We start from the raw sequence: 23,939 nt of genomic DNA, 5'->3' as shown, positions 1-23,939 counted from the left end.
GCGAACTATAGCATAGCCGCCGGACGCACAGCGGTAGGAACCTTGGGACATGTTCCCTATAATGCGCGGTTCTTTGAATCACGTGAGACTGGGGTCCATGGCCAAGAAGCTTTACATCGAAACCCACGGTTGCCAGATGAACGAGTACGACAGCTCGCGCATGGTTGATCTGCTGGGTGAACACCAGGCCCTGGAAGTCACCGCTCGCGCTGAAGATGCCGACGTGATCCTGCTCAATACCTGTTCGATCCGTGAACGCGCCCAAGACCGCGTGTACTCCCAACTGGGCCGCTGGCGCGAACTGAAACTGGCCAACCCGGACATGGTCATCGCCGTCGGCGGTTGCGTGGCCAGCCAGGAAGGGGCGGCCATCCGCGACCGTGCTCCGTATGTCGACGTCGTGTTCGGCCCGCAGACCCTGCACCGCCTGCCGGAAATGATCGACGCCGCGCGCTCCACCAAATTGCCACAAGTCGACGTCTCGTTCCCGGAAATCGAAAAATTCGACCACTTGCCCGAGCCGCGCGTCGACGGGCCGAGCGCCTATGTGTCGGTAATGGAAGGTTGCAGCAAGTACTGCACCTTCTGCGTGGTGCCTTACACCCGAGGTGAAGAAGTCAGCCGACCGTTCGATGACGTGATCGCCGAGATTATTCACCTGGCCGAAAACGGCGTGCGCGAAGTGACGTTGCTGGGTCAGAACGTGAACGGTTATCGCGGGACCACGCACGACGGCCGCCTGGCGGACCTCGCCGAGCTGATCCGCGTCGTGGCCGCCGTCGATGGCATCGACCGCATCCGTTACACCACCTCACACCCGCTGGAATTCTCCGACAGTCTGATCCAGGCCCACGCCGACGTGCCGGAACTGGTCAAACATCTGCACTTGCCGGTGCAGTCGGGCTCGGACCGAATCCTGGCGGCGATGAAGCGCAACCACACAGCGCTGGAATACAAATCCAAACTGCGCAAGCTGCGTGCCGCTGTGCCGGGGATCTGCATCAGTTCGGACTTCATCGTCGGCTTCCCGGGTGAGACCGAAAAAGACTTCGAACAGACCATGAAGCTGATCGAAGACGTCGGTTTCGACTTCTCCTACTCGTTCGTCTATAGCCAGCGCCCGGGGACTCCGGCTGCCGATCTGGCCGACGAAACGCCGGAAGCGTTGAAGAAAGAACGCCTGAATGCGCTGCAACATCGCCTGAACCAGCAAGGTTTCGAGATCAGCCGACAAATGGTCGGTTCGATCCAGCGGATCCTGGTGACCGATTATTCGAAAAAAGACCCCGGCGAACTGCAAGGCCGGACCGAGAATAACCGCATCGTCAACTTCCGCTGCGACAATCCCACGCTGATTGGCCAGTTTGCCGACGTGCACATTGACGCCGCCCAGCCGCACTCGCTGCGGGGCTCGCTGATCCAATAACCGCAGCAGATCAATGTGGGAGCGGGCTTGCTCGCGAAAGCGGACTGACATTCAACACAGATGCTGAATGTGATGCCCCCTTCGCGAGCAAGCCCGCTCCCACAGGGACCGTGCCAGACGCCCGATTCAGATTGGCCTGTATAAGAGCTTTCGCACCCAGGCCACTGGCGTTATCCTTGATTTCATCTTAATTGCCCCAGGGCGGCTAAATACGACCTTGAACGCACCCATAGAACCACATCGTTTTATCCTCGAGCCCTTTGAGGCCCGTCGCTTCGCCAATCTGTGCGGGCAATTCGACGAGCATCTGCGCTTGATCGAACAGCGCCTGACCATCGAGATCCGCAATCGCGGAAACCAGTTCGAACTGATCGGCGACCCCAAGCACACCACTTCCGCGGAAAATCTGATTCGCCGCTTGTACCGGGAAACCAAAGGTACCGAGCTGTCGCCGGATACGGTTCACCTGTTCCTGCAGGAATCCGCCGTCGAAGAGATGGACAACGTCTCCCCCTCCGAACCCTCCGTCGCCCTGCGCACCAAAAAAGGCATGATTCGCCCTCGCGGCTTGAATCAGTTGCGCTACGTGAAGGAAATCCTCGGCAACGACATCAACTTCGGCATCGGCCCGGCCGGTACCGGCAAGACCTATCTGGCCGTTGCCTGCGCGGTAGACGCGCTGGAACGCGAACAGATTCGCCGCATCCTGCTGGTGCGTCCGGCGGTTGAAGCCGGCGAAAAGCTCGGCTTCCTGCCCGGCGACCTGTCGCAGAAGATCGACCCATACCTGCGCCCGCTCTACGACGCACTCTACGAAATGCTCGGCTTTGAACACGTCGCGAAGTTGATCGAGCGTCAAGTGATCGAAGTTGCGCCGCTGGCCTACATGCGCGGTCGCACCTTGAACAACAGTTTCATCATCCTCGACGAAAGCCAGAACACCACCGTCGAGCAAATGAAGATGTTCCTGACCCGGATCGGCTTCGGTTCCACGGCGGTCATCACCGGTGACATCACCCAGGTCGACCTGCCAAAAGGCACCAAGTCCGGCCTGCACCATGTGATCGAAGTACTCAAAGACGTGCCGGGCATCAGCTTCACCCATTTCAAGCCCAAGGATGTCGTGCGCCATCCACTGGTGCAACGCATCGTCGAAGCCTATGAGCGCTTCGAAAATCGCGTGGACGATGAAGCTCCGAAGGATAGCCGCCGCGATGCTTGAGCTTGATCTGCAACTGGCTACCGAAGCGCCTGCCCCAAGTGAAGCCGAGTTCCGCCAATGGTGTGAATTGGCCCTGCGCCAGCGCACAGCCGACTCCGAAATGACCATCCGTTTGGTCGATGAAGAGGAAGGTCGCGAGTTGAACCACACCTGGCGGCAAAAGGATTACGCCACTAACGTTCTTTCGTTCCCCGCCGATGTCCCCGATGAATTTCTGGATATTCCGCTGCTGGGCGATCTGGTGATCTGCGTGTCGGTGGTCGAGCGTGAAGCCACCGAGCAAGGCAAGGAACTAAAAGCCCATTGGGCGCATCTGGTGATTCACGGCTGCTTGCACCTGCTGGGTTACGACCATATAGATGACGACGAAGCCGAAGAAATGGAAGCACTGGAACGAACGTTACTTGCAGAGTTGGGCTATCCCGACCCTTATGCGGACGATGAAACAGACGCATCCCCTATCGTTACAACAAAGGATTCAGAGTAATCGCTATGAGCGAAGATCGATCGAGCAACGGGCAAAAGTCATGGCTGGGTAAACTCACCCAGGCTTTTGCCCACGAGCCGAAGAACCGCCAGGAGCTGCTGGAGCTGCTGCGCGATGCACACCAAAACAAGTTGCTGGACAGCGAAGCGCTGGCCATCGTCGAAGGCGCCATCCAGGTCGCTGACCTGCAAGTACGGGACATCATGGTCCCGCGCTCGCAGATGATCAGCATCAAGGCGACCCAGACACCCCGCGAGTTTTTGCCCGCCGTGGTCGACTCGGCCCACTCCCGCTACCCGGTGATCGGCGAAAGCCACGATGACGTAATGGGCGTGTTGCTGGCCAAGGACTTGCTGCCGTTGATCCTCAAGGAGAACGGCGACAGCTTCAACATCAAGGACCTGCTGCGCCCGGCCACTTTCGTGCCCGAATCCAAGCGTCTGAATGTGCTGCTGCGCGAGTTTCGCGCCAACCACAACCACATGGCCATCGTCATTGACGAATACGGCGGTGTGGCGGGCCTGGTGACCATCGAAGACGTGCTGGAACAAATCGTCGGCGATATCGAAGACGAGCATGACGTCGAAGAAGACAGCTACATCAAGCCACTGCCCAGCGGTGACTTTTTGATCAAGGCTCTGACGCCGATCGAGAACTTCAACGAGTTCTTCGACAGCCAATTCTCCGATGACGAATTCGACACTGTCGGTGGCTTGGTGATGAGCGCGTTCGGACACTTGCCAAAACGCAACGAAATCACCGAAATCGGCCCTTATCGCTTCCGCATTCTGAACGCCGACAGCCGTCGGATTCACTTGCTGCGCCTGACGCCCATTGCCCGTTAAGGATTGACATGCTCCGCGTAACCCGCCCCGGCTGGCCCGGTAATCTGCTGGCCGTGGTGGCCGGTGCAATCACCACCCTGGCCCTGGCGCCGTTCGATATCTGGCCGTTGGCGTTGTTGGCGGTCGGCTTCTTCTATGCCGGCTTGCGTGAACTGAACCCCCGTCAGGCCCTTGGCCGCGGCTGGTGTTTCGGTTTCGGCCTGTTTGGCGCCGGTACCAGCTGGATCTACTACAGCATTCACCACTTCGGCGGCGCTTCAGTGCTGCTGGCCGGTTTCCTGATGTTGATCTTCACAGCGGCGATTGCCTGGTTCTTCGCCCTGCCCGCCTGGATCTGGGCGCGCTGGCTGCGCCGTAACGAAGCACCGCTGGCCGACGCACTGGCGTTCGCGGCGTTGTGGGTCGGTCAGGAAGCTTTTCGCGGCTGGTTCCTGACCGGCTTCCCCTGGCTTTATTCCGGCTACAGTCAGCTCAACGGCCCGCTGGCCGGGCTCGCACCAGTGGGCGGGATGTGGCTGATTTCCTTCACCCTGGCCCTGACGGCCGCCCTGATCTATAACGCCTTGCGTCTGGTCCGCACAGGCCGCAAAGGTTTCATCGCCGCAGGCGTGTTGCTGCTGGTCGGCCCTTGGGTGGCCGGCGTGGCGCTCAAGGAGCATGCCTGGACCAGCCCGGCGGGCGCACCGCTGAGTGTCGCGGCGATTCAGGGCAACATCGAACAGAACATGAAGTGGGACCCGGCGCAGCTTAACGCGCAGCTGGCGTTGTACCGCGACATGAGCTTCAGCTCGAAACGGGTCGACTTGCTGATCTGGCCGGAAACGGCCATCCCGGTGCTCAAGGAGTCCGCCGAGGGCTACCTGAACATGATGGGAAACTTCGCCGCAGAGCGTAAGTCCGCGCTGATCACCGGTGTACCGATCCGCCAGGAAGTCCATCACGAGAGGCGCTTCTTCAACGGTATTACCGTGGCGGGTGAAGGCGATGGCACTTACCTCAAGCAGAAACTGGTGCCGTTTGGCGAATACGTTCCGTTGCAGGAAGTGTTGCGAGGGCTGATCGCTTTCTTCGACCTGCCGATGTCGGACTTTGCCCGTGGCCCCGCCGACCAGCCGATGCTGCAAGCCAAGGGTTATCAGATTGCGCCGTTCATCTGCTACGAAGTGGTTTACCCGGAATTCGCCGCCAGCCTCGCGGCGCGTAGCGATTTGCTGCTGACCATCAGCAATGACACCTGGTTCGGCACCTCCATCGGCCCGCTGCAACACCTGCAGATGGCGCAGATGCGCGCGCTTGAGGCCGGTCGCTGGATGATCCGCGCCACCAACAACGGCGTGACCGGCTTGATCAACCCGTTCGGCCAGATCACCGTGCAAATCCCGCAGTTCGAACGCGGCATTCTGTACGGTGAAGTGGTGCCCATGCACAACCTGACGCCTTATCTGGAATGGCGTTCGTGGCCGCTGATCATTGTTTGCGTGCTGTTGTTTGGCTGGGCGCTGGTAGCGAGCCGGATGGCGAAAACCGTTTAAGTATTGCGGTATCTGCACAAAGATCGCAGCCTCGTTTCACTCGACAGCTCCTACAGGGGATTGCGTACTCTGTAGAAGCTGTCGAGTGAAACGAGGCTGCGATCTTTTGATTTTCAGCGATAGAAAAGTGAATACCCGATCTGCCCCACCGCCTCATTCATCAACTGCCCGCTCTGCCAGATCGACTTGAATTCCGGCATCCAGCCGCCCAGTGGCCGGGCGTTATCCACGCCTAAAAACCCCACCGGCGCTGGCACTACTTCAAATCCTGCCTTTTTGAAACTCCAGACCGCTCGGGGCATGTGCCAGGCCTGAGTCACGACGACCACGCGCTTGATTCCTTCCGGCAACAACACCTCGGCGCTGAACTGCGCGTTCTCCCAGGTCGTGCGGCTGCGCCCTTCCTGCCAACGCACGGTCACACCGAAATCATCCTGCAACGAGTCGGCCATCAACCGGGCTTCAGTCGGCGGCGTGCCGTAGTGCAGGCCGCCACTGGTCAGGACCGGCAAGCCCGAGGCCTTGGCCAGCCGCGCCGCATAACGCTCGCGCTGCAGCGCCACACCCGTCGGCTGGTCGCTACCCCAGGCCAGGTCGCCACGTTCACGCCCCGCCCCCAGCACCACAATCGCGTCGGCTTGCTGCGCCAATGTTGCCCATTCGTCGCGCGCCAACGGCGCTTCACGCTCCAGCGCCTTGGCGCCCCACTGCACGACCACCGGCAAACTCATCAGCCAGAAGCCGCCCACGCCCAGCGCAAAGCACAATCCGGCAAGGCGCGGTCTTGAGCGGCGCAACCACCACGCAAGCAGCAACAACAGCAAAAGAATGCCGGGAGGCAAGAGAAGTTGTTTAACGAAATATCGAAAAGGCATCGAGCATCTCCAAAAGATGCCCGAAGCCTAAGTGGGTTGACGCAATGCGACAACAAATGCGGAAGGACTATGCTTCAAAACACCATACGTCATGGCTTCAAGCGCCCTTACTTGAATTGCAGAGACCGGACCTTTACCGCGTCCCTGCCAGGTGTTTTGTCCTTGAGCCAGATGATCTTGGCCGAACGTGGTGCGTCGAGTTGCTTCACTGCTTCTGACAAGCATCCGTGTGTCTCACGTTCACTGCGATCGAGATACGCCTTCACCAGTGCAAACTCTGCGGGGCTCAGGCCACGCAGTTCCAGCTCCAAGGGGCGCTCATCACGCAACCGATCAGCGGTTTTGGCCGCGTCCAGGGCCATTCCCAGACGATCGATCAATCTTTCATACAGCTCCGGTTTTGTAACTTTACGTTGTGACTCAACCATCCCTCACCTCATTGAAGATAAGACTCACTCCCCAATTAGGAGCTTAGCTTCCATGAACAAACCGGCTGAACACTGCGACCAACGGCCCTCGCAGCGGTTTTTGGGAGGCCCGCAGCAGTAATCAGGGTTTCCCTCGGTAGAGTGCGGTCATGTATGCTACGGCGCTTCCTGTAACTCCACTTCCAGCTCGTCTGGACACCGAACCGCCGATTTGGCGTGATCACCGTCCAGCGTTGCATTGAAGAGGATTAGGCCACCCCTATTCAGTTCAAAAGTAGCCATGCACGAACAATATCAGCCCCGTGAAATCGAAGCCGCCGCCCAGTCGTTCTGGGACGAGCAAAAGTCCTTTGAAGTCAGTGAACAGCCAGGCAAGGAGACTTTCTACTGCCTGTCGATGTTCCCTTACCCCAGCGGCAAGCTACACATGGGGCACGTGCGCAACTACACCATCGGCGACGTGATCTCCCGCTACCAGCGCATGCAAGGCAAGAACGTCCTGCAACCCATGGGTTGGGACGCCTTCGGCATGCCGGCGGAAAACGCCGCGATGAAGAACAACGTAGCGCCCGCCAAGTGGACCTACGAAAACATCGCCTACATGAAAACCCAGCTGCGCAGCCTGGGCCTGGCGGTGGACTGGTCCCGCGAAGTCACCACCTGCAAGCCGGATTACTACCGCTGGGAACAATGGCTGTTCACTCGCCTGTTCGAAAAGGGTGTGATCTACCGCAAAAACGGCACCGTGAACTGGGACCCGGTCGATCAGACCGTTCTGGCCAACGAACAGGTGATCGACGGTCGCGGCTGGCGTTCCGGCGCGCTGATCGAAAAGCGCGAAATTCCGATGTATTACTTCAAGATCACCGCTTATGCGGATGAGTTGCTGTCGAGCCTCGACGAACTGACTGGCTGGCCTGAACAGGTCAAGACCATGCAGCGCAACTGGATCGGCAAGTCTCGCGGCATGGAAGTGCAGTTCCCTTACAACGTCGATTCCATCGGCGAAGCCGGCGTACTGAAAGTCTTCACGACCCGCCCGGACACCCTGATGGGCGCGACCTACGTCGCGGTAGCCGCCGAACACCCTCTGGCGACCCTGGCCGCGCAGAACAACCTTGAGCTGCAAGCGTTCATCGCTGAATGCAAGGGCGGCAGCGTCGCCGAAGCCGACGTCGCCACTCAAGAGAAAAAAGGCCTGCCGACTTCGCTGTTCGTCGAGCACCCGCTGACCGGTGAGAAACTCCCGGTGTGGGTCGCCAACTACGTGCTGATGCACTACGGCGACGGCGCAGTAATGGCGGTCCCGGCGCACGACGAACGCGATTTCGAGTTCGCCACCCAGTACAACCTGCCGATCAAATCGGTAGTGCGTACCAGCTCCGGCAGCACTAACCCGTCGCCATGGCAGGACGCCTACGGCGAACACGGCACGCTGATCAATTCCGGTGAGTTCGACGGCCTCGACTTCGAAGGCGCCTTCGATGCCATCGAAGTCGCGCTGATCAAGAAGAACCTTGGCGTTTCGCGCACCCAGTTCCGCCTGCGCGACTGGGGCATCAGCCGCCAGCGCTATTGGGGCTGCCCGATTCCGATCATCCACTGCGATACCTGCGGTGATGTACCGGTTCCGGAAGATCAATTGCCTGTCGTGCTGCCGGAAGACGTCGTACCGGACGGCGCCGGTTCGCCGCTGGCGCGCATGCCCGAGTTCTACGAGTGCACCTGCCCGAAATGCGGCGCACCGGCCAAGCGTGAAACCGACACCATGGACACCTTCGTCGAGTCCTCGTGGTACTACGCCCGTTACGCCTCGCCGCACTATGAAGGCGGCCTGGTGGAGAAATCCGCGGCTGACCACTGGTTGCCGGTGGATCAGTACATTGGCGGCATCGAACACGCGATTCTTCACCTGCTGTACGCGCGTTTCTTCCACAAGCTGATGCGTGACGAAGGCCTGGTGAGTTCCAACGAGCCGTTCAAGAACCTGCTGACCCAGGGCATGGTAATCGCGGAGACGTACTATCGTCGCGAAGCCAACGGTGCCTACACCTGGTTCAACCCGGCGGACGTCGAACTCGAGCGCGACAGCAAGGCCAAAGTTGTTAGCGCCAAGCTGATCGCAGACGGCCTGCCGGTCGAAATCGGCGGCACCGAGAAAATGGCCAAGTCAAAGAACAACGGCGTCGACCCACAGTCGATGATTGACCAGTTCGGCGCAGACACCTGCCGTCTGTTCATGATGTTCGCCTCGCCACCTGACATGAGCGCGGAATGGTCCGATTCCGGAGTCGAAGGTTCGCACCGTTTCCTCAAGCGCGTCTGGCGTCTCGCTCAAGCCCACGTCACACAGGGCCTGCCGGGCAAACTGGACGTCGCCAGCCTGAATGACGAGCAAAAAGCCATTCGCCGTTCGATCCACCTGGCTATCAAGCAGGCCAGCCACGACGTCGGCCAGAACCACAAATTCAACACCGCCATCGCTCAGGTGATGACGCTGATGAACGTGCTGGAAAAAGCAGCGCAAGGCACCGAACAGGATCGCGCACTGGTTCACGACGGTCTGGAAGCCGTGACGTTGCTGCTGGCTCCGATCACCCCGCACATCAGCCACGAGCTGTGGAATCAACTGGGTCACCCTGACCCGGTGATCGACGCCAGCTGGCCGGTGGTGGACGAAACCGCGCTGGTGCAGGACAGCCTGACGCTGGTCATCCAGGTCAACGGCAAGCTGCGCGGCCACATCGAAATGCCGGCCAGCGCCAGCCGCGAAGAAGTCGAAGCCGCTGCACGGGCCAACGAGAACGTGCTGCGCTTTGTCGATGGGCTGACTATTCGTAAAGTGATCGTAGTGCCCGGGAAACTGGTCAATATCGTCGCCAGCTAATTGGATCAGGCGCCAGGTCATGCCTGGCGCCGAGTAAAACCTTTCGGGCCGCATGATCGGCCCACCTGGTTTCAAGGGGAGCAACAAGATGATCAAACGCAATTTGCTGGTGATGGGCCTTGCGGTCCTGTTGAGCGCCTGCGGTTTCCAGCTGCGCGGCACCGGCACCACCGAACTGGCGATCAAGGAACTCGACCTGAGCGCCCGTAACGCCTACGGCGAAACCGTGACTCAACTGCGTCAGGTGCTGGAAAGCAGCGGCGTCAAGGTTTACACCGGTGCCCCCTACAAACTGGTGCTGACCGATGAGCAGGAAAGCCAGCGCATCCTCAGCTATGCGGGTGCCGGCCGCACTGGCGAGTACCAGGTCTCTACGGTGCTGAGCTACGATATCCGCGGGGAGCGCGACCTGCCGCTGCTGAGCGACAAGCTCGAAGTGCAGAAGATCTTCATCCACGACGGCAACAACCTGGTAGGTTCCGACCAGGAAGCCACCACTGCCCGCGTAGAAACCCGTCGCGAACTGGTTCAACGCATGATGCTGCGTCTGCAGCAGCTCACTCCGACTCAGCTGGATCAGCTGCAACAGACCGCCGACGCGAAGGCCAAGGCTGAAGCCGCGGCACTGGAAGCGGCGCAGAAAGCTGAAGCGGACACTCCGCGTCAGTCGCCTATCCAACTGCCGCAGCAGTAAGACTTACGGGGCGCTCAGGCGCCCCGTTCGCCCTCTCCTATGAAACTCGCCCCCGCCCAACTCGCCAAACACCTGCAAGGCGCCCTCGCGCCGGTCTACATCATCAGTGGCGATGACCCACTGCTGTGTCAGGAAGCCGCCGACGCCATTCGTGCCGCCGCCCGTCAACAGGGATTCGACGAACGCCAGGTCTTCGCCGCCGATGCCAGTTTCGACTGGGGTACGTTGCTGCAGGCTGGCGCGAGCATGTCGTTGTTCTCTGAAAAGCGTCTGCTGGAACTGCGTCTGCCGTCCGGCAAACCCGGTGACAAAGGCGCCGCCGCGTTCATCGAGTATTGCTCGCGACCGGCCGAAGACACGGTGTTGCTGATCAGCCTGCCCAAGCTTGATGGCAGTGCGCAGAAAACCAAGTGGGGCAAGGCGCTGGTCGAAGGTCAGCAGACACAGTTCGTGCAAATCTGGCCGGTAGAGGCCAACCAGTTGCCGAGCTGGATCCGTCAACGGCTGTCCCAGGCCGGGCTTTCCGCCAGCCAGGACGCCGTCGAATTGATCGCCGCGCGGGTCGAGGGCAATCTGCTGGCTGCCGCCCAGGAAATCGAAAAGCTCAAACTGATGGCCGAAGGCGGTCAGATCACTGTTGAAACCGTGCAAGCGGCAGTAGCCGACAGTGCGCGCTTCGATGTCTTCGGCCTGACCGATGCGATTCTGAACGGTGAAGCGGCCCATGCCCTGCGCATGCTCGAAGGGTTGCGCGGTGAAGGCGTCGAACCACCCGTGATTCTCTGGGCGCTGGCCCGTGAGCTGCGTCTGCTGACCAACCTTTCGCTGCAATACAGCCAGGGTGTGCCGCTGGACAAAGCCTTCAGCTCTGCCCGACCGCCGGTCTGGGACAAACGCAAACCGCTGATGAGCAAAGCCCTGCAACGCTACTCGGCGCAACGCTGGGCGCAGTTATTGCTGGAAGCGCAGCGCATCGACGCACAGATCAAAGGCCAAGCGGCCGGTTCGCCGTGGATGAGCCTCAGTCGGTTGACGCTGTTGATGGCTGGCCAAAGATTGTCGTTGCCCGCTGAATAAGATCAAAAGATCGCAGCCTCGTTTCACTCGACAGCTCCTACATTGGAATGCGTCCCCCTGTAGGAGCTGTCGAGTGAAACGAGGCTGCGATCTTTTGATCTTGCTTCCTACAAATCAAATCTGAATTTCCCCTCTAGACAGCCCCCCAACTTCGGCAGACTATTTCCCCCGCAAAACCCACTCAATCGAGAGATCTGATCATGAGCAAAAAGCCATCCAAAAATGGCCCCAACAAGGCCAAATCCATCATCGCCCAGCCACTGTTCCGCAGCCGTCAGGAACCCGCCGGCAAGGGCAAAGGCAGCTACCGCCGCGAAGCCTTCCAGTCTAATAGCTGGGAGGCTTCTTACTTTCTGGCGGCCTGAAAGGCAAGCGCTCGCTCAACATGTTAAGGTCTGCACCTGATTCGTACTCCCTGGACCCGTGCATGCCCCTTTGTATTTCCCGTCGTTGGCACCTGCGCCAACTGATAGCTGCCTCCAGCCTCATTTTGCTTGTTGCCTGCGCGGAAAAACCCACCGCAGCCGACGCCAAGCCGCTTCAGACCCTTCCCGTCGCGACAGCCCCTGCGATCATTCCGCCCGTGGTTCCGACCGGTGAAAACCTCGATATCCAGCCAACCCAGACGTTCGCCGAATGGCAGGCGGGTTTCCGCAAGGATGCGCTGGCCGCTGGCATCCGCGCCGACCTGTTCGATCGCGCCTTCGCCAATGTCAGCCTGGACACCAGCGTGATCCGTGCCGACCGCAGCCAACCGGAATTCTCTCGCCCGGTCTGGGAATACCTCGACGGCGCCCTTTCGCCGCTGCGGGTACGCAATGGTCAAGCGCTGGTCAGCCAGTACGCCGATATCCTGCAAAGCATCGAACAGCGCTACGGCGTCGACCGTCAGGTACTGGTTTCGGTGTGGGGCATGGAAAGCAACTTCGGGCAGTTCCAAGGCAACAAGTCGGTGATTAATTCCCTGGCGACCCTGGCTTATGAAGGCCGGCGCCCCGGATTTGCCCACGCACAGCTGATCGCCGCCCTGCAGATCCTGCAACAAGGTGATATCGAACCTGAGAAAATGCTCGGTTCCTGGGCGGGTGCCATGGGTCAGACCCAGTTCATCCCGACCACTTACAATACCCACGCCGTGGACTTCGATGGCGACGGCCGCCGCGACATCTGGGGCAGCCCGGCCGACGCACTGGCCTCGACGGCGCACTACCTGCAAAGCTCAGGTTGGCAGAAAGGCCAGCCGTGGGGCTTCGAAGTGCGACTGGCGAGTGGCTTCAACTACGTCCTGGCCGATGGCACGATTCGCAAGAGCGTCGCTGAATGGCTGCAGCTGGGCGTCACCCTGCCCAATGGTGGCCAGGCTCCGGCAGGCTCCGAACACCTGTCAGCCGCCCTGTTGCTGCCGGCCGGATACCGTGGCCCGGCGTTCCTGGTCCTCGACAACTTTCGCGCGATCCTCAAGTACAACAACTCGTCGTCCTACGCATTGGCCGTGAGTCTGTTGTCCGAGCGTTTCAACGGCGGGGGTCTGATCAGCGGCACATGGCCCAAGGATGATTTGCCTCTGAGCCGAACCGAGCGGATCGAACTGCAAAGCCTGCTGAGTGCGCAGAATTACGACGCGGGCACAGCCGACGGGATTATCGGCGCCAATACCCGCAAAGCGATCCGCAGTGCACAGCAGTCGTTTGGCTGGCCGGCGGATGGGTATCCGACGCGCAAGTTGCTCGAAGGCCTGCGTAACCGCTAAAAAAGCTTCGTCGGAACGCCGCCCGGAGCCGGCTCGCTCCCACATTTGATCTTCAGTAAATACAGCATTTGTATTCGACGCAGATCAGTGTGGGAGCGAGCCTGCTCGCGAAGACTGACTATCAGACGACCAAGCTCTAAGCCTTGACCACCACATCCTGCTCCAACACCAACTCCTTGTTCACCGCATCCAGTCTCACCAGCGCGCCCATCGGCAACGTCAGGTTCGGATCGCAATGCCCGCTGCGCCACCCTGCCAGTACCGGTATGCACAACGGCTCAAAGGTCTGCTTGAGCAAACGCTCCAGCGCAACCGTATCAACCCCCGCCACATCCCCCACCAGAACCCCGCGCAGTCTGTTCAACGTGCCCGCCAGGCGCAGATGGGTCAGCAGCCGGTCGATGCGATACAACGGCTCGTTGATGTCCTCGATGAACAGGATGACGCCCTCGGCATCCATCTCATACGGCGTGCCCATGGTCGCCGCGATCATCGACAAATTGCCCCCCAGCAAACGCCCGTGAGCAATGCCAGGCTCAATTGAGGTCAACGGGTAGGCCACCGGGTGCGCCAGCACGCTGCCCGCCTTCATCTGCCCTCTGAGCATGTTGAAGAACGAAGACTCGGTAGGTTTTTGCTTGTCACCCAGCAGGTCCGCATTGAGCAAAGGGCCATGAAAGGTCACGAAACCCGCATAACGGCTGATCGCAAGGTGTAACGCTGTGATGTCGCTGTAGCCGATGAACGGCTTGGCATTGTTGCGCAGCAATTCGAAATCAATACGATCGAGCAAACGCGGCGTACCGTAACCCCCGCGCAGACAGATGATTGCATCGACCTCAGTGTCGGCGAACGCTGCGTGCAGGTCATTGAGCCGTACATCATCACTGCCGGCCAGGTAATCATCTTTCTCGTACACGCTGGGGAAAACCCGCAGCGAATATCCGCGAGCGCGCATCCAGGCAATGGCTTTATCGGTGTCCAGCGGTGCGGGACCGGCGGGCGCGATGACGCCAATCAGCCCTTGGGACGGCAAGGCCGGAACGGGTGTGTGAGGACAAAGCGTGTGGGTCGGTCGAACGGTCATCCATGAATCTCCCTGCGTGAAAGCGTCAAGCACACAGTAGTCAGGAACGGGGACAAACAGAAGAGGGTCAGTCGCCCCGCAAGTTGCAGGAAAATACTGTCATTGCCGTGGGCAAGGCAAAAAAACGCCCGCAAGGTTAAATGCCTTGCGGGCGCTTTTCATGTCTTGCAGCTAATCAGGACGACATCAGCTCGGCCTTGACCAGTTTCGCCTGCTCGTCGGCGTGGTACGAGGAACGTACCAGCGGGCCGGAAGCGACGTTCTTGAAGCCCATCTTGTAACCTTCCTCGGCGAACCAGGCGAAAACGTCCGGGTGCACAAAACGCTGCACCGGCAAGTGGCTGCGGGACGGTTGCAGGTACTGGCCCAGGGTCAGCATGTCGATGTCGTGTTCGCGCATACGCTTCATGACTTCGATGACTTCTTCGTCGGTCTCGCCCAGACCCAGCATCAGGCCGGACTTGGTCGGAATGTGCGGCATCATCTGCTTGAAGCGTTGCAGCAAGGTCAGCGACCACTGGTAATCCGAACCCGGACGCGCAGCCTTGTACAGGCGCGGCACGGTTTCCAGGTTGTGGTTGAACACATCCGGCGGCTCGGCAGCGGTGATTTCCAGTGCGACGTCCATACGGCCGCGGTAGTCCGGGACCAGGGTTTCGAGCTGTACGTTCGGCGACAGCTTGCGGATCTCGCGGATGCAGTCGGCAAAGTGCTGGGCACCGCCGTCACGCAGGTCGTCGCGGTCTACCGAGGTGATCACCACGTACTTGAGTTTCAGGTCGGCGATGGCGATGGCCAGGCTTTCAGGCTCGTTGACGTCCAGTGGCTTCGGACGACCGTGGCCCACGTCGCAGAACGGGCAGCGACGGGTGCAGATGTCACCCATGATCATGAAGGTCGCGGTGCCGCCGGAGAAGCATTCGCCCAGGTTCGGGCAGGACGCCTCTTCGCACACACTGTGCAACTTGTGTTTGCGCAACAGCGCCTTGATGCGGTCGACTTCCGGGGAAACCGGGATGCGCACGCGGATCCAGTCGGGTTTCTTCGGCAGTTCGGTGGTCGGAATGATCTTCACCGGGATACGTGCAACCTTCTCGGCGCCGCGCAGCTTGACGCCGGCTTCAACCTTGGCACGCGGGGCCGGACGCTCGGTGACATCGAGCGTCGGGATCATGGTTTGCACTGCATCAGTAGTCATATCAGTCGATTCCGCCCGTTAGGGTCGTCTGCTCAGCATAGTCGAGGTGTTTGACGAGCTGCGCGCGCAGCCGGGCACTTACCTCGGCAAATTCAATCGATCCTGCGTGATCGCGCAGCTGGGTCATCGCCAGCCCGGCATAGCCGCAGGGATTAATCCGTCGAAACGGTTCCAGGTCCATGTCCACGTTCAGGGCCAGGCCATGAAAGGAGCAACCATGGCGGATCCGCAGACCGAGAGAAGCGATTTTCGCCCCATTGACGTAGACACCCGGAGCATCCGGCTTGGCCACGGCAATGACGCCGTAGCTGGCCAGCAACTCAATCAGGCATTGTTCCATGCGGCTGACCAGGTCACGCACGCCGAAACCCAGCTTGCGTACGTCAAGCAACAGGTAGACCACCAATTGACCGGGACCGTGATAAGTCACCTGACCACCGCGATCCACCTTCACCACCGGAATATCCCCCGGTAGCAACAGGTGCTCGGCCTTGCCGGCCTGCCCCTGGGTGAACACCGGTGGGTGCTCGACCAGCCAGACCTCGTCGGCGCCATCGCTGCCGCGCTCATTGGTGAAGCGTTGCATGGCATGCCAGACCGGCTCGTAAGCCATCTGGCCGAGCTCGCGGAAGCCCAGCGAGCCAGACATCACAGCACCATGTGCACGAAACCGGTAGCCCGCAACTCGCTGTTGATGTCGTACAGCTGATCTTGACCGGTGGCGACGATGTGCAACTGGATCGTGGTGTATTTGCCGTTGCTGCTCGAACGCTCGTCAATACGCTCATCGTTGATGGTCGCGTGCTTCTTGACGATTGCGATGATCTTGTCTTTGTTGCCGGCACCCGTGTCGCTGATCACCTTAACCGGGTAATCATTGGCAGGGAATTCGATCTTTGGCGCCTTTACTTCGGTATCGGTCATGGCGTAACGGCCTCGTAAGTGCAAGCCGTGGTAACGCGCATGGCCCCGCGCCGGATCGGGGCGGGGCCATGCAGGTCAACACAAATCAGTTGAACAAGCCGTAGAAGAATAGACGGATGCTATCCCACATGCGACGGAAGATACCACCCTCGTCGACCGCGTCCAGAGCGATCAGGTCAGCGCTGTGCACGACCTTGTCGTCCAGTTTCACTTCGACTTTACCGATTACGTCACCCTTGGCGATTGGCGCAATCAGTTGCGGGTTCATGGTCATGCTGGCGGCGAGCTTTTTCAGCTGACCTTTCGGCAGGGTCATGGTCAGGTCTTGGGCCAGGCCGGCCTTGACTTGATTGGTGGTGCCTTTCCAGACAGGAGCCTGAGCCAGCTCGGCGCCTTTCTGATAGAAGGTCTGGGTTTCGAAGAAGCGGAAACCGTAAGTCAGCAGCTTCTGGGTTTCGGAGGCGCGAGCCACTTCGCTGTTGGTGCCGAACACCACGGCGATCAGGCGCATGCCATCACGTACGGCCGAAGACACCATGCAGTAGCCGGCTTCATCGGTGTGACCGGTTTTCAGACCATCAACGGTCTTGTCGCGCCACAGCAACAGGTTACGGTTAGGTTGCTTGATGCCGTTCCAGAAGAACTCTTTCTGCGAGTAGATCGCATAGTGAGCCGGGTCTTCGTGGATGATCGCGCGAGCCAGCACGGCCATGTCGTGAGCCGACGAGTAGTGCTCAGGGTTCGGCAGACCGGTCGGGTTCATGAAGTGGCTGTTGGTCATGCGAAGGTCGGCCACGGTTTTGTTCATCATGTCAGCGAAGGCGTCTTCGCTGCCGGCGATGTGCTCGGCGAGCGCAACACTGGCGTCGTTGCCCGACTGAATGATGATGCCGTGCAGCAGATCGCTCACAGTCACCTGCGTGCCAACCTTGATGAACATCCGCGAACCGCCGGTGCGCCAGGCGTTTTCGCTGACAGTCACCGGATCGTTCTCGCCAATCTGGCCACGACGGATTTCCAGGGTCGCGAGGTAGGCGGTCATCAGCTTGGTCAGGCTGGCCGGCGGCAGACGCTGGTCACCGTTGTTCTCGACCAGCACGTTGCCGCTGCTGGCGTCCATGAGCACATAGGACTTGGCAGCCAGTTGAGGTGGCGAAGGCATCATCTCGACCGCGAATGCGGCTGGCGAGAGGAGCAGCGGGACTAACAGGCAAAGGCGTTTGGCAAAGGTGGTGATGTTCATCCGTCTCTCGAAATCGCTAATGGAAACTGCCCGAAGGCAAAACTAATCAGACAGCTTTCTAACGAGCTGTCGCGTGTTCAGTTGCTCACTCTGTAACCCTTGCCGGGCTTTTGTTCTTCAACGAGCCAACAACCCGGTTCACCCCCCAAACCGCAAGCGAACCGTCAATCAAGTACTACGTATTACTCGGCAGTGACCAGGCTCGGCGAACCGAGATTGGCCATTCGCACGCTGTTCTGCACTTGCTGGATTTCACCCGGCGAACCGATCGGCCCCAGGCGCACCCGATGCAGCGTCTGTTGATTGCGCACGATCGAGCTGATGAACACCGGAGCGCTCACCATCCCGCTGAGCTTCGATCTCAGGAGTTCTGCAGCGTCCGGGTTGGCGAACGCGCCCACCTGCAGATACTGGCCAGAGGCTGGTACAGAAGCGTTTTTTTTTGCATCGAGCGGCACGGGCACAACGGCCGCGGCGTGTTGCTGCGGCGGTGGCGTCCATTGTTCGACCGTGCCGGCCGAAGCGGTAATCACCGGGGCGCTATTCTGCGCGACTTGCGGCTCGTTGAGCATCAATGGCGCCGGACGGCCCTTTTGTGCCCACCACTGCTGCGGATCGATACCTTCGACCTTGACCCGCGCGGTACCGGTTTCGGCATAGCCGAGTTTCTTGGCGGCAGCATAGGACAAGTCGATGATCCGGTCCGAGTAGAACGGCCCACGATCGTTGACCCGCAGGATCACGGCTTTGTTGTTGTCCAGGTTGGTCACCCGAACGTAACTCGGCAGTGGCAACGTCTTGTGAGCGGCACTCATGCCGTACAGGTCATACACCTCGCCGTTGGCGGTGTTCTGACCGTGGAACTTGGTGCCATACCAGGACGCGGTGCCCGAAGCGACGTAAGTCTTGGACTCTTGCTGCGGGAAATAAGTCTTGCCCAGCACGGTGTACGGGTTGGCTTTATAAGGACCGGAGTGCAGGGTCGGCGTGGCATCCGGGATGCGCGATACATCGACGTCCCACCACGGCGCGCCATCTTTGTGCGCGCGGTTGATGTCCAGGCCTGGCGTTGCGCGCACGGCGGGGGAAGACTTTTGGGTCGGCGGACGGCTGGTCGAACAACTGGCGAGCAGCACCGCCATCGCGGCGAATGCCATCAGCTTCAGGGGTTTATTCATAGGCAATGCCCGCATTACTTGACGCCCCGTGCTTGTACCAGCTGTTCAGACAGTTGATGTACGGCCATGGCGTACATCACGCTGCGGTTATAACGCGTGATTGCGTAAAAATTCTTCAGACCCATCCAGTATTCCGGGCCCTTGTCACCTTCCAGGCGGAAAGCCGTGACCGGCATATCATCGCGCAGCGCATCATGACTTGACCACCCTAGCGCCCGCAACTCCCCGACGGTTTTAGTCGGCTCGATGCCGGTGGTCAAACCTTCGTCCACCTGATCGCCTCGAACATCGGCGCGGCCGACCACCGGTTCGCCGGCGACCCAGCCGTGACGCTTGAAATAACTGGCGACGCTGCCAATGGCATCAATCGGATTGGTCCAGATATTGATGTGGCCATCACCGTCGAAGTCCACCGCATAGGCACGAAAGCTGCTCGGCATGAACTGCGGCAAGCCCATTGCGCCGGCGTATGAGCCTTTGAGGGTCAGCGGATCGACCTGCTCTTCCCGGGCCAGCAACAGGAACTCGCGCAATTCCTTGCGGAAGAATTCGGCACGGGGAGGATAGTCGAAACCCAAGGTCGACAAGGCATCGACCACCCGGAAATTACCGGTATTTCGGCCGAAAAAAGTCTCAACACCAATGATCGAAACAATAACCTGAGCCGGCACGCCGTATTCCTGCTCGGCACGAGCCAATACCGCCTCGTGCTGACGCCAGAAGTCGACACCACGGGCGATGCGCGCGTCGGTGATGAACATCGGGCGATACTCGTTCCACTGCTTGACCCGCTCGGCAGGTTTCGAGATAGCGTCCAGAATCGACTGCTTGCGCTCTGCTTCGCGGAACACGCCCATCAGTTGTTCACCGGCGAAACCGTAGTCGCGGGTCATTTCACCGACGAATTCGGCCACCTGGGGTGAACCTTCGTAATCGCCGGCAAACGCTTGCTGCGCTGTGCCAAGGATGCTTACCAGGCTGACCCATGGCGCATATCGACTCGCCCAGCCACGCATTACTTGCATTGAAATCTTCACCTTATTCAAACCTGAGCGATCCACTTACGATGGGTATGGATCGACATCAAAACCCCAAACGCTGACAGCAGCGTCACCAGCGAAGTTCCTCCGTAGCTAATGAACGGCAACGGCACCCCCACAACCGGCAACAGGCCACTGACCATACCGATGTTGACGAAAACGTAAACAAAAAACGTCATGGTCAGGCTGCCTGCGAGCAATTTGCCGAACAATGTCTGGGCCTGGGCAGTAATCACCAGCCCCCGACCGATTAACAGCAAGTAAATCAGCAGCAATGCGCAGATACCCACCAGGCCGAATTCTTCGCCCATGACCGCAATAATGAAGTCGGTGTGGCTTTCCGGCAGGAAATCCAGGTGCGACTGAGTACCAAGCAGCCAGCCCTTGCCGAACACACCGCCGGAACCGATGGCGGCTTTCGACTGGATGATGTTCCAGCCGGTGCCCAGCGGATCGCTTTCCGGGTCGAGGAACGTCAGGACTCGCTGCTTCTGGTAATCGTGCATGACGAAGTACCACATGGCGACTGCCACCGGCACCGCCGCGGCAAGCACGCTGAGGATCCAGCGCCAGCGCAGGCCGCCCATGAACAGAACGAACGCGCCACCCGCCAGGATCAGCAACGAAGTACCGAGGTCGGGCTGGCGCACGATCAGGATGAAAGGCAGCCCGATCAGAAACAGACTGACGCCCACATGCTTGAGTTGCGGCGGCAAGGTGCGCTTGGACAGGTACCAGGCAATGGTCGCCGGCATCAGGATCTTCATGAATTCCGAGGGCTGGAAGCGGATCACCCCGGGAATGTTGATCCAGCGCGTGGCACCCATGGCGTTGTGGCCCATGACGTCCACCACCACCAGCAACAGCACACCAAGCACATAACCGACTGGCACCCAACGGGCCATGAAGCGTGGCTCGAACTGAGCAATGACGATCATCGACACCAGGCCGATGCCGAACGAAGTGGCTTGTTTGGCCAGCAGATCCCAGCTCTTGCCGCTGGCCGAATACAGCACGAACAAGCTGCCAGCGGCGAGGGTCAGCAGCAGGATCAGCAACGGGCCGTCGATGTGCATGCGTTGCAACAGCGTCGCGCGGCGACGCATCACGTCCTCGCTGGAGAGGATGCGATCGAAATTACTCTTCACGGGCCGTAGCCTCCGCACTGATAGGGCTGGCGTATTCGGCCTTCAACCGACCGTCCTGGTCCAGAAGCCAGGCGTCCATGATCTGACGCACCACCGGCGCGGCAACGCCGGAGCCGGATTCACCGTTCTCGACCATCACCGACACTACGATTTGCGGGTTTTCGGCCGGCGCGAAGCCGACGAACAAGGCGTGGTCGCGATGGCGTTCCTGAACCTTGGAGCGGTCGTACTTCTCGCCCTGCTTGATCGCAACGACCTGGGCCGTACCACTTTTACCCGCAATGCGGTATTGCGAACCGATCGCCGCTTTGCGTGCCGTACCACGGGCACCGTGCATGACCTGCTGCATCCCGTGATTGACCTTGGTCCAGTCGGAGGGGTCACGCAGGACGATGTTCGGCATCGGGTTTTCGTCCTTCGGCTTCTCGCCTTCGACGGTCTTGGCCAGGTGCGGTCGGTTCCAGACACCTTTGTTGGCGACCAGCGCGGTGGCCTGGGCCAGCTGCAACGGCGTGGACTGCATGTAGCCCTGTCCAATCCCGAGAATCAGTGTTTCTCCCGGGTACCAGGCCTGACGTCGGGTTGCACGCTTCCATTCCCTAGTCGGCATCAGCCCAGGCGACTCTTCGAACATGTCCAGCGAGACCTTCTGGCCAATGCCGAACTTGCCCATGTAAGCCGACAACCGATCGATCCCCAGCTTGTGGGCCAGGTCGTAGAAGTAGGTGTCGTTGGAACGCATGATCGCCATGTCCAGATCGACGTAGCCGTCGCCGGTACGGTTCCAGTTACGGTATTTGTGGTCGTAATTGGGCAACTGGTAATAGCCGGGATCGTAGACCCGACTCGACGCAGTCACGACACCAGCATCCAGCCCGGCAATCGCCACCGCCGGCTTGATGGTCGAGCCCGGCGGGTAGAGGCCGCGCAGCACGCGGTTGAACAGTGGCCGGTCGATGGAATCGCGCAGCTCGGCATAGGCTTTGAAGCCGATGCCGGTGACGAACAGGTTCGGGTCGAAACTCGGCGCGCTGACCATCGCCAGGACTTCGCCGGTTTTCGGGTCCAGCGCCACCACCGCACCCCGACGACCGCCCAGTGCAGCTTCGGCCGCTTCCTGCAATTTGATGTCCAGGCTCAGGACGATGTCCTTGCCGGGAATCGGATCGGTACGCTTGAGCACACGCAATACGCGGCCTCGAGCGTTGGTCTCGACTTCTTCGTAACCCACCTGACCGTGCAGCTCGGGCTCGTAAAAGCGCTCGATACCGGTCTTGCCGATGTGGTGGGTGCCGCTGTAATTGACCGGATCGAGCGACTTCAGCTCTTTCTCGTTGATCCGCCCCATGTACCCCACCGAGTGCGCAAAATGCGCGCCCTGCGGATAGTGACGCACCAGCTGCGCGACCACTTCCACACCCGGCAGACGGAACTGATTCACCGCGATGCGGGCGATCTGCTCTTCGGTCAGCTCGAACAGGATCGGCACCGGCTCGAACGGCCGGCGCCCCTGGCGCATGCGCTTCTCGAAGATCACCCGGTCCTCGGGCGTCAGCTCCAGCACTTCGACAATGACGTCGAGCACTTGCTGCCAGTCGCCGGAGCGCTCGCGGGTCATGCTCAGGCTGAAGCTGGGCCGGTTATCGGCCACCACCACGCCATTACGGTCGAAAATCAGCCCGCGCGTTGGCGGAATCGGCTGCACATGCACGCGGTTGTTTTCCGACAGGGTCGAGTGGTACTCGTACTGAATCACCTGGAGGAAATACAGCCGCGCGATCAGCACACAGATCAGCGCCACCACCGCAATTGCCCCGAACACGACGCGGCCACGCACCAGACGGGCGTCTTTTTCGTGGTCCTTGATGCGGATCGGCTGGGGCATGAGGGCAGAACTACTTGTGGTAAGGGTGGCCGGACAAGACTGTCCAGGCACGATACAGCTGTTCGCCGATCAGAATTCGCACCAGCGGGTGCGGCAACGTCAACGGCGAGAGCGACCAGCGCTGATCGGCCCGGGCACAGACTTCCGGCGCCAGCCCTTCCGGGCCGCCGACCATGAAATTCACCGTGCGCGAGTCCAGCCGCCAGCGATCGAGCTCGACCGCCAGTTGCTCGGTGCTCCAGGGCTTGCCGTGGACTTCGAGGGTCACAACGCGCTCGTTCGGCCCGACCTTGGCCAGCATGGCTTCGCCTTCCTGACGGATGAAGCGTGCCACGTCGGCGTTCTTGCCACGGGTGTTGAGCGGTATTTCCACCAGTTCCAGCGCCAGCTCGGACGGAAGACGCTTGGCATATTCATGCCAGCCTTCTTCCACCCACTTGGGCATACGTGAACCGACGGCGATCAGTCGCAGTCGCACAGCGGTCCCTTATTGCTGGTCTTTGTTGAGCTTGACGAAGTGCTCATGGGTGTTTTCCGGGCTGTGGTGAGCCGCGTTCAGAGCACGGCTCTGTTCTGCACCGGACCACAGACGCTCCAGGTCGTAAAACTGACGAGCCGAGGCGGTCATCATGTGCACGATGACGTCATCCATATCCAGCAGCACCCAGTCGCTGTCGCCCTTGCCTTCTTCACCCAATGGCTTGACGCCCAGGGCCTTGACCGCTTCGCGGACCTTGTCCAGCATCGCGCCGATCTGACGGTTCGAAGTACCGGTGGCGATGATCATGAAGTCAGTAATGCTCTGCTTTTCACGAACGTCGATGACCTGGATGTCCTGGCCTTTCACGTCTTCCAGGGCTGCTACGGCAACCTTGACCAGCTCTTCGCCGCGCAGCTCCGGCCCGGTTGGAGCCTCTACTGGCAGCGGGGCGCTCTTGAACGTGCCTTTGCGCTTTACTTTAGTTACGTCTTTGTTCGTCATATAAAACTCGTTTTGCTCGTATGTTCGGGCG

At 60.0% G+C, this 23,939-nt stretch carries 23 protein-coding genes; 10 read left to right on the top strand and 13 right to left on the bottom strand.

Translation table 11 applies throughout. From position 1 onward, the window contains the following. Window positions 1-97 precede the first annotated feature (97 nt). The 5 genes from miaB to lnt all read left to right on the top strand — a co-directional run bounded on the left by miaB (window position 98) and on the right by lnt (window position 5,512). Window positions 98-1,426, top strand: coding sequence for a tRNA (N6-isopentenyl adenosine(37)-C2)-methylthiotransferase MiaB (miaB, locus tag ACYZTX_RS05675; RefSeq protein WP_462033275.1), 1,329 nt, complete (start codon window positions 98-100; stop codon window positions 1,424-1,426). A gap of 217 nt (window positions 1,427-1,643) precedes the next feature. After that, entirely contained in the window at window positions 1,644-2,648 is a 1,005-nt protein-coding gene (locus ACYZTX_RS05670; RefSeq protein ID WP_462033274.1) for a PhoH family protein, read from the top strand. Continuing rightward, entirely contained in the window at window positions 2,641-3,135 is a 495-nt protein-coding gene (gene ybeY, locus ACYZTX_RS05665) for an rRNA maturation RNase YbeY (RefSeq protein WP_462033273.1), read from the top strand. Before ACYZTX_RS05670 ends, ybeY begins: the two co-directional genes overlap by 8 nt. A 5-nt stretch (window positions 3,136-3,140) precedes the next feature. Next, the gene (locus ACYZTX_RS05660) at window positions 3,141-3,980 is read left to right on the top strand and encodes an HlyC/CorC family transporter (protein ID WP_008152854.1); all 840 of its coding nucleotides are present in this window, start codon (window positions 3,141-3,143) and stop codon (window positions 3,978-3,980) included. Between the two features lie 8 nt (window positions 3,981-3,988). After that, window positions 3,989-5,512, top strand: coding sequence for an apolipoprotein N-acyltransferase (gene lnt, locus ACYZTX_RS05655; RefSeq protein WP_462033272.1), 1,524 nt, complete (start codon window positions 3,989-3,991; stop codon window positions 5,510-5,512). Window positions 5,513-5,625: 113 nt separating this feature from the next. Here the strand turns inward: lnt and ACYZTX_RS05650 are convergent, their stop codons facing one another. Further along, window positions 5,626-6,387, bottom strand: a complete 762-nt coding sequence (locus ACYZTX_RS05650; RefSeq protein ID WP_462033271.1) for a YdcF family protein — start codon at window positions 6,385-6,387, stop codon at window positions 5,626-5,628. Window positions 6,388-6,494: 107 nt separating this feature from the next. Further along, window positions 6,495-6,815, bottom strand: coding sequence for a hypothetical protein (locus ACYZTX_RS05645; protein ID WP_054052445.1), 321 nt, complete (start codon window positions 6,813-6,815; stop codon window positions 6,495-6,497). A 280-nt stretch (window positions 6,816-7,095) separates the two neighbouring features. On the opposite strand from ACYZTX_RS05645, the gene leuS reads away from it, so the two are divergent. The 5 genes from leuS to ACYZTX_RS05620 all read left to right on the top strand — a co-directional run bounded on the left by leuS (window position 7,096) and on the right by ACYZTX_RS05620 (window position 13,223). Further along, on the top strand, window positions 7,096-9,702 hold the full coding sequence (leuS, locus tag ACYZTX_RS05640; protein ID WP_462033270.1) for a leucine--tRNA ligase: 2,607 nt from the start codon (window positions 7,096-7,098) through the stop codon (window positions 9,700-9,702). 88 nt (window positions 9,703-9,790) lie between these two features. Further along, complete coding sequence (locus tag ACYZTX_RS05635) at window positions 9,791-10,396, top strand: LPS-assembly lipoprotein LptE (RefSeq protein ID WP_462033269.1); 606 nt, start codon at window positions 9,791-9,793, stop codon at window positions 10,394-10,396. 39 nt (window positions 10,397-10,435) lie between these two features. Continuing rightward, complete coding sequence (gene holA / locus ACYZTX_RS05630; protein WP_462033268.1) at window positions 10,436-11,473, top strand: DNA polymerase III subunit delta; 1,038 nt, start codon at window positions 10,436-10,438, stop codon at window positions 11,471-11,473. A gap of 200 nt (window positions 11,474-11,673) precedes the next feature. Further along, window positions 11,674-11,838, top strand: coding sequence for an alternative ribosome rescue factor ArfA (gene arfA, locus ACYZTX_RS05625; RefSeq protein ID WP_008152840.1), 165 nt, complete (start codon window positions 11,674-11,676; stop codon window positions 11,836-11,838). Between the two features lie 62 nt (window positions 11,839-11,900). Further along, entirely contained in the window at window positions 11,901-13,223 is a 1,323-nt protein-coding gene (locus ACYZTX_RS05620; RefSeq protein WP_462033267.1) for a lytic murein transglycosylase, read from the top strand. 136 nt (window positions 13,224-13,359) lie between these two features. On the opposite strand, the gene ACYZTX_RS05615 is transcribed toward ACYZTX_RS05620, so the two are convergent. The 11 genes from ACYZTX_RS05615 to rsfS all read right to left on the bottom strand — a co-directional run bounded on the left by ACYZTX_RS05615 (window position 13,360) and on the right by rsfS (window position 23,908). After that, window positions 13,360-14,310 carry a S66 peptidase family protein gene (locus ACYZTX_RS05615; RefSeq protein ID WP_462033266.1) on the bottom strand — a complete coding sequence of 317 codons (951 nt, stop codon included), beginning with the start codon at window positions 14,308-14,310 and terminating at the stop codon, window positions 13,360-13,362. Between the two features lie 175 nt (window positions 14,311-14,485). After that, window positions 14,486-15,508 (bottom strand): lipoyl synthase, encoded by a 1,023-nt coding sequence (gene lipA / locus ACYZTX_RS05610; protein ID WP_059402097.1) that lies wholly within the window; start codon window positions 15,506-15,508, stop codon window positions 14,486-14,488. Window position 15,509: 1 nt separating this feature from the next. Continuing rightward, a complete protein-coding gene (lipB, locus tag ACYZTX_RS05605) occupies window positions 15,510-16,157 on the bottom strand; it encodes a lipoyl(octanoyl) transferase LipB (protein WP_462033265.1) in 648 nt (215 codons plus the stop codon). After that, the gene (locus ACYZTX_RS05600; RefSeq protein ID WP_462033264.1) at window positions 16,157-16,432 is read right to left on the bottom strand and encodes a DUF493 domain-containing protein; all 276 of its coding nucleotides are present in this window, start codon (window positions 16,430-16,432) and stop codon (window positions 16,157-16,159) included. Before ACYZTX_RS05600 ends, lipB begins: the two co-directional genes overlap by 1 nt. A gap of 85 nt (window positions 16,433-16,517) precedes the next feature. Further along, window positions 16,518-17,675, bottom strand: coding sequence for a D-alanyl-D-alanine carboxypeptidase family protein (locus ACYZTX_RS05595; protein WP_462033263.1), 1,158 nt, complete (start codon window positions 17,673-17,675; stop codon window positions 16,518-16,520). Between the two features lie 182 nt (window positions 17,676-17,857). Next, a complete protein-coding gene (locus tag ACYZTX_RS05590; RefSeq protein ID WP_462033262.1) occupies window positions 17,858-18,868 on the bottom strand; it encodes a septal ring lytic transglycosylase RlpA family protein in 1,011 nt (336 codons plus the stop codon). Then, window positions 18,868-19,878: a lytic murein transglycosylase B gene (gene mltB, locus ACYZTX_RS05585; RefSeq protein WP_462033261.1), complete on the bottom strand. Its 1,011-nt coding sequence runs from the start codon at window positions 19,876-19,878 to the stop codon at window positions 18,868-18,870. Before mltB ends, ACYZTX_RS05590 begins: the two co-directional genes overlap by 1 nt. Window positions 19,879-19,895: 17 nt before the next feature. Next, on the bottom strand, window positions 19,896-20,999 hold the full coding sequence (rodA, locus tag ACYZTX_RS05580; protein WP_282379335.1) for a rod shape-determining protein RodA: 1,104 nt from the start codon (window positions 20,997-20,999) through the stop codon (window positions 19,896-19,898). Window positions 21,000-21,030: 31 nt separating this feature from the next. Beyond that, a complete protein-coding gene (gene mrdA, locus ACYZTX_RS05575) occupies window positions 21,031-22,926 on the bottom strand; it encodes a penicillin-binding protein 2 (protein WP_462033260.1) in 1,896 nt (631 codons plus the stop codon). A 10-nt stretch (window positions 22,927-22,936) separates the two neighbouring features. After that, complete coding sequence (gene rlmH, locus ACYZTX_RS05570) at window positions 22,937-23,404, bottom strand: 23S rRNA (pseudouridine(1915)-N(3))-methyltransferase RlmH (protein ID WP_007937439.1); 468 nt, start codon at window positions 23,402-23,404, stop codon at window positions 22,937-22,939. A 9-nt stretch (window positions 23,405-23,413) separates the two neighbouring features. Continuing rightward, on the bottom strand, window positions 23,414-23,908 hold the full coding sequence (gene rsfS / locus ACYZTX_RS05565) for a ribosome silencing factor (protein WP_449645717.1): 495 nt from the start codon (window positions 23,906-23,908) through the stop codon (window positions 23,414-23,416). Window positions 23,909-23,939 lie beyond the last annotated feature (31 nt).

It is taken from the genome of Pseudomonas sp. MDT1-17, from assembly GCF_054898105.1.
The sequence above is the reverse complement of the archived record's forward strand: the minus strand, read 5'-3'. Positions and strand labels throughout refer to the sequence as shown.

Coding starts and splice junctions, on each gene's coding strand:
- miaB (WP_462033275.1), top strand. CDS start 98: ATGGCCAAGAAGCTTTACATCGAAACCCACGGTTGCCAGATGAACGAG.
- ybeY (WP_462033273.1), top strand. CDS start 2,641: ATGCTTGAGCTTGATCTGCAACTGGCTACCGAAGCGCCTGCCCCAAGT.
- ACYZTX_RS05660 (WP_008152854.1), top strand. CDS start 3,141: ATGAGCGAAGATCGATCGAGCAACGGGCAAAAGTCATGGCTGGGTAAA.
- lnt (WP_462033272.1), top strand. CDS start 3,989: ATGCTCCGCGTAACCCGCCCCGGCTGGCCCGGTAATCTGCTGGCCGTG.
- ACYZTX_RS05650 (WP_462033271.1), bottom strand. CDS start 6,387: ATGCCTTTTCGATATTTCGTTAAACAACTTCTCTTGCCTCCCGGCATT.
- ACYZTX_RS05645 (WP_054052445.1), bottom strand. CDS start 6,815: ATGGTTGAGTCACAACGTAAAGTTACAAAACCGGAGCTGTATGAAAGA.
- leuS (WP_462033270.1), top strand. CDS start 7,096: ATGCACGAACAATATCAGCCCCGTGAAATCGAAGCCGCCGCCCAGTCG.
- ACYZTX_RS05635 (WP_462033269.1), top strand. CDS start 9,791: ATGATCAAACGCAATTTGCTGGTGATGGGCCTTGCGGTCCTGTTGAGC.
- holA (WP_462033268.1), top strand. CDS start 10,436: ATGAAACTCGCCCCCGCCCAACTCGCCAAACACCTGCAAGGCGCCCTC.
- arfA (WP_008152840.1), top strand. CDS start 11,674: ATGAGCAAAAAGCCATCCAAAAATGGCCCCAACAAGGCCAAATCCATC.
- ACYZTX_RS05620 (WP_462033267.1), top strand. CDS start 11,901: ATGCCCCTTTGTATTTCCCGTCGTTGGCACCTGCGCCAACTGATAGCT.
- ACYZTX_RS05615 (WP_462033266.1), bottom strand. CDS start 14,310: ATGACCGTTCGACCGACCCACACGCTTTGTCCTCACACACCCGTTCCG.
- lipA (WP_059402097.1), bottom strand. CDS start 15,508: ATGACTACTGATGCAGTGCAAACCATGATCCCGACGCTCGATGTCACC.
- lipB (WP_462033265.1), bottom strand. CDS start 16,157: ATGTCTGGCTCGCTGGGCTTCCGCGAGCTCGGCCAGATGGCTTACGAG.
- ACYZTX_RS05600 (WP_462033264.1), bottom strand. CDS start 16,432: ATGACCGATACCGAAGTAAAGGCGCCAAAGATCGAATTCCCTGCCAAT.
- ACYZTX_RS05595 (WP_462033263.1), bottom strand. CDS start 17,675: ATGAACATCACCACCTTTGCCAAACGCCTTTGCCTGTTAGTCCCGCTG.
- ACYZTX_RS05590 (WP_462033262.1), bottom strand. CDS start 18,868: ATGCGGGCATTGCCTATGAATAAACCCCTGAAGCTGATGGCATTCGCC.
- mltB (WP_462033261.1), bottom strand. CDS start 19,878: ATGCAAGTAATGCGTGGCTGGGCGAGTCGATATGCGCCATGGGTCAGC.
- rodA (WP_282379335.1), bottom strand. CDS start 20,999: ATGCGTCGCCGCGCGACGCTGTTGCAACGCATGCACATCGACGGCCCG.
- mrdA (WP_462033260.1), bottom strand. CDS start 22,926: ATGCCCCAGCCGATCCGCATCAAGGACCACGAAAAAGACGCCCGTCTG.
- rsfS (WP_449645717.1), bottom strand. CDS start 23,908: ATGACGAACAAAGACGTAACTAAAGTAAAGCGCAAAGGCACGTTCAAG.